At 36.7% G+C, this 3,963-nt stretch carries 5 protein-coding genes; 2 read left to right on the forward strand and 3 right to left on the reverse strand.

The genetic code is table 11. The annotated features are described in order from the left end of the window. Positions 1–698 precede the first annotated feature (698 nt). From Q7J67_02210 to Q7J67_02220, 3 genes are read right to left on the reverse strand one after another with little or no spacing between them, the layout of a single operon-like run. The gene (locus Q7J67_02210) at positions 699–1,763 is read right to left on the reverse strand and encodes a phosphomethylpyrimidine synthase ThiC (GenBank protein MDO9464098.1); all 1,065 of its coding nucleotides are present in this window, start codon (positions 1,761–1,763) and stop codon (positions 699–701) included. Next, positions 1,760–1,993, reverse strand: coding sequence for a hypothetical protein (locus Q7J67_02215; protein MDO9464099.1), 234 nt, complete (start codon positions 1,991–1,993; stop codon positions 1,760–1,762). Before Q7J67_02215 ends, Q7J67_02210 begins: the two co-directional genes overlap by 4 nt. Before the next feature lie 42 nt (positions 1,994–2,035). Continuing rightward, positions 2,036–3,145 (reverse strand): SIR2 family protein, encoded by a 1,110-nt coding sequence (locus Q7J67_02220; protein ID MDO9464100.1) that lies wholly within the window; start codon positions 3,143–3,145, stop codon positions 2,036–2,038. Positions 3,146–3,217: 72 nt separating this feature from the next. On the opposite strand from Q7J67_02220, the gene Q7J67_02225 reads away from it, so the two are divergent. Then, on the forward strand, positions 3,218–3,400 hold the full coding sequence (locus Q7J67_02225; protein ID MDO9464101.1) for a transposase: 183 nt from the start codon (positions 3,218–3,220) through the stop codon (positions 3,398–3,400). Between the two features lie 167 nt (positions 3,401–3,567). Next, positions 3,568–3,963, forward strand: a 396-nt coding sequence (locus Q7J67_02230) for an IS3 family transposase (GenBank protein ID MDO9464102.1), incomplete at its 3' end; no start/stop codon positions are given.

Genomic DNA, 3,963 nt, shown 5'->3' on the forward strand with positions numbered 1-3,963 from the left:
TCTTCCATCTTGCGATATTTTTTCTCTTGTGTTAAGTTATTCACAGCAGTCTCATTTCCGTTGCCGTTTTATTCTCAGTTTGCTTGCCGGAAACTCTCAGTTTGACTGCCGGAAACTCTCACTTTGCGCTGCCGTTTACAATCACCTAAAAATTCAACTAATGGTATTGTTTGGCTCATAATATACTCCTATACTCCATTCATTAATTGATAACGAGAAAATGTTAAATATATCCCTAATATTGGCTAATCTCGTTAATTCAGACCGGTGGTCCTGTTTCATCCGGCCAAGCATTCTCGAAATATACGGACACCGTTCTTACAGTATCCGGCCAGCGTTCTTATCCGGCCACAGGCCAGCACCTTATGCATGGAGTGTAACATAAAAATCTCGATCCAATTCTGCTGAGTCCGCTCCCCAGTAAATCTCACTTAGTTTCAATATTATTCATTCCTTTCATGCACATATCGCGATGATGTAATATGACAGATAGTGCGTTAATATTAACTTTTCAACTAACTTAAAAACCTATATTATATATACATACTTAGGAATAATTATCGCTAGCCCGAACTGCTAATTATAGACATAACTTCCGATTATAGGATAATGGGAAGGAATTAAAATGTATGCTCGTTGATGTTAATAATTGTCTCTTGTAACGTAGTATAGTATCCAAATATTTAGAGAATTTCGTTTCATCTAAAAGTATAATAAAGCGGACATAAGTAGCCGCACCTATCACACTCCTGTGGTTTATCGACTTTGCAGCTTATACTCAAACTCCTTTCTTTTGAAACTTCGAAATCCTTGGATTTATCTTCAGTTTTGTATAAATCGATAATATGTTTTGCAATTCTGTACTTCTCCAAAGCAAGTAATAGAGTCTCGAGTGATGGAATTCCACCAGTGTGCTCAGCGTTAGTAACAACCGATAAAATATCTGCACACCCGTTTGTTCCCATTAACACAGCACCAATAACTGCAACTGTATCGTCATTATTTCCCCCAATATCTGTTGGCATTGGGCCTAACGGCATTATTGGATAAGGTTGGTTATGTAACAAATCGCAAATTAATTGAAGCTTTCGTGGGTCTGCATGCCCTGGTGTTTCAATTATAACTGATACACCTTGACTCCTAATCAAATCTGCAATCTCCATTTGCTTTTGCAATTCTGAAATATATGTTGCATCAAAAGCGTCAAGTATTGTTGCACTACGAAAAGTTGACCCAATACTTAACACCGTCCCATTTCGCTTGGCGACGTCAATAATGAAATCCAATATTTTAACGTAAGCATTGTTTTCTTCGTTTCGCTTTTTAAGATCGTTGACAACAACTGCTCCCCCCCTGGACGTAATAGGGATTAGCCTTGATTTACAAGCGTAAATCATAGATCTTGTTGCAGTTGGATGAATTGTTATTATGCCGACACCGGCTTCCGATTGCTCCTGAATGCTTTCTTTCAACATATTTAAATTGATCAATCTATTTTCTTGTGCCAGATAGATAGGAACCGTTGCTGCGATACAATCTGTATCATTGAGTACTCTATTCCATATTGTGTTTTTTGATGAAGTCCTATACAAACTCAAGTCGGAAATAACTCCAACTTGGCTCTCATTCTTTGATAAAACTTTAAGTTTTTCATACTCAGAAAACATCTCTTCTTTTTTATTAAATCCAAGAAGAACATTTAACTGCGTTGGCAAGTTAGCACCAATAGTTAGACCGTTTTTTAATTCTACTTGATCTTTCATTGACTCAAGATGCCTCTTATTGTTTCAAGTAAGTCTTTCTCAGACGGTATTTCCCTTTTTATAAGTAGTGATTTATAAATAGAAGCTTTTTGATTAATATTTTCCATTATCGTATTATCTTCAAGAATAGCCTTGATGGCCTCGTTGTTATAATCATTAGACGCTGTAATGCCTGGGATAATAATACAGTGGTTTTCTTTCGCAACCTCAATTTCTGCTTTTGTTCCCATACCGCCCGGAAAAGCGACTAAGAGTTTTAGAGATGCAAACAGTTATGCTCGCTCTTTTTTTAATAGTGGTATCAAATCAGGATTATTAGAAAACTGTGGATTTGCACTATATGGGTTCGGGAAAAACATGATTCGTGTCCCGATTTCCTTATTGTTCTGAATAGCTTCTATTAAAAATTCGTTTAGAACAAGAGCACCAACGCCCGATGATTGCCCGTTTACAAGTATAACCTGATCGATTTTTGATAATTCTCGTGCAACATCATGAATATAGGTATTCTCGTTTATTTTATGTGACCCTGTCAAAAAGACTGTGTTCCCCCTAGAGTTTATTACTATAGAGAAAAGGATGTCTGGTAGTTCGTTGTTTTCTTGAATCAGTAATTCTTGAATTCCCAAACGGTTTAACTCCTTTATCCATAGCTTGAATCGCAGAGTTCTCTGATAATAGTCAGTGGTTGATTCTTCCTCCTTTTTCTGTGGTTCTGTAAGTATTATGAAATGTTCCTGAGTATTGTCTTTTAGCAATTTCATAGCTTCTATCATCACTGTTCTAATATTGGGGTCGCGATATCCATAACCAACAAACAGAAAGCTTTTTTGCGTCATCGCATTTCTTAGACGCTGTAAAATTGCAGGTTTTTTAAAAATAAAATTTTCATAGTCTTCTTGTGTCAAAATAATTTGATCTAGGTCTCCTCGTATACAACTATGGAGTTTCACAACTTCTACTTCATTCAATGCTATTTGACGAACAATATCATTGTCAGAAGATAATACGCGAAAGCGACGCGATTGAAATGCGCTCTCTATCAGATAATCATAATTTGTTGTCCAAATTGTCTTTATTTTCATCGAAGCAATTGCATGATGGTTTTTATTAAGTTGATAATGTTTATCAAACACATCTATAAGATTATTCCGTAGAATATTTCGATTTCCTGAGTTGTTGTTAACGATGTATTGAGCAAGCATTGGTAAATCATCATGATCGTTGACTATCAAACCCCCCACTTGATTTGCTAAGCTCTGTATCACTTCGTTCCAAGATGGAATTTCAGACGCGGATGAAATTCCACTTCCAACAAAAAGGTCACATTTTCCAGCGGCAATAGCCACTGATACACGCTTAATAAACTCTTCTTTTTGCATATAATGACTCATTCCCACTTTGACGGACACACAATCGTGATTGTATAATTAAATCATGAAAGGGTGTTTAGAATGGGAAAAAATAACAATAGGTATGATGATGAATTCAAGTCAGGTGCTGTAAAAATGGTTGTAGAAAAAGGCCTCCCAATAAGTAGGGTAGCAAAGGATCTTGGAATATCAGAGCCTGCCCTTAGAAGATGGGTAAGGGTAAGTACTGTGCCGGAAGATACTCCGACCAAGAAGCTTCTATAGCTTGAAGCAGAGAATAAAAAACTTAGAAAAGATCTTAGCGACGCTAATGATATTGTAAATATTTTAAAAAAGTCAGTAGCCATTTTCTTGAAACCATAGAAAAAGTAACAGTTAGTGAGAAATACGAATTTATAAAAACTCACAATTTCGGGCATTCAGTGGAGAAAATGTGCATACTTTTAAAAGTTTCCCGAAGTGGTTATTATGACTGGATAGATAGACCACCATCTATTCGAGAAAAAAAGCATCAAGAAATCCTTAAGATAATAAAAAATACCCATTATAAGTACCCAGTATGGGGCGTCGACCCTATCTGGACAGAGGTGAAAGACACCATACTATGCAGCCGTGGGACAGTCTATAGACTGATGAAGGAAAACGACATCAAGTCAAAGCGTAAAGCTAAGTGGAAAGCAACAACCAACAGCAATCACAATTTACCAGTAGCACCAAACTTGTTAGAGCAAGATTTCAACGTAGACCTGCCGAATACCGTCTGGGTAGGAGATATTACATACGTTTGGACAGATGAGGGCTGGCTATATACAGCTATAGTAAAGGAT

It is taken from the genome of bacterium (assembly GCA_030652805.1).
In the GTDB taxonomy this organism is placed as follows: Bacteria; JAHJDO01; JAHJDO01; order JAHJDO01; family JAHJDO01; genus JAHJDO01.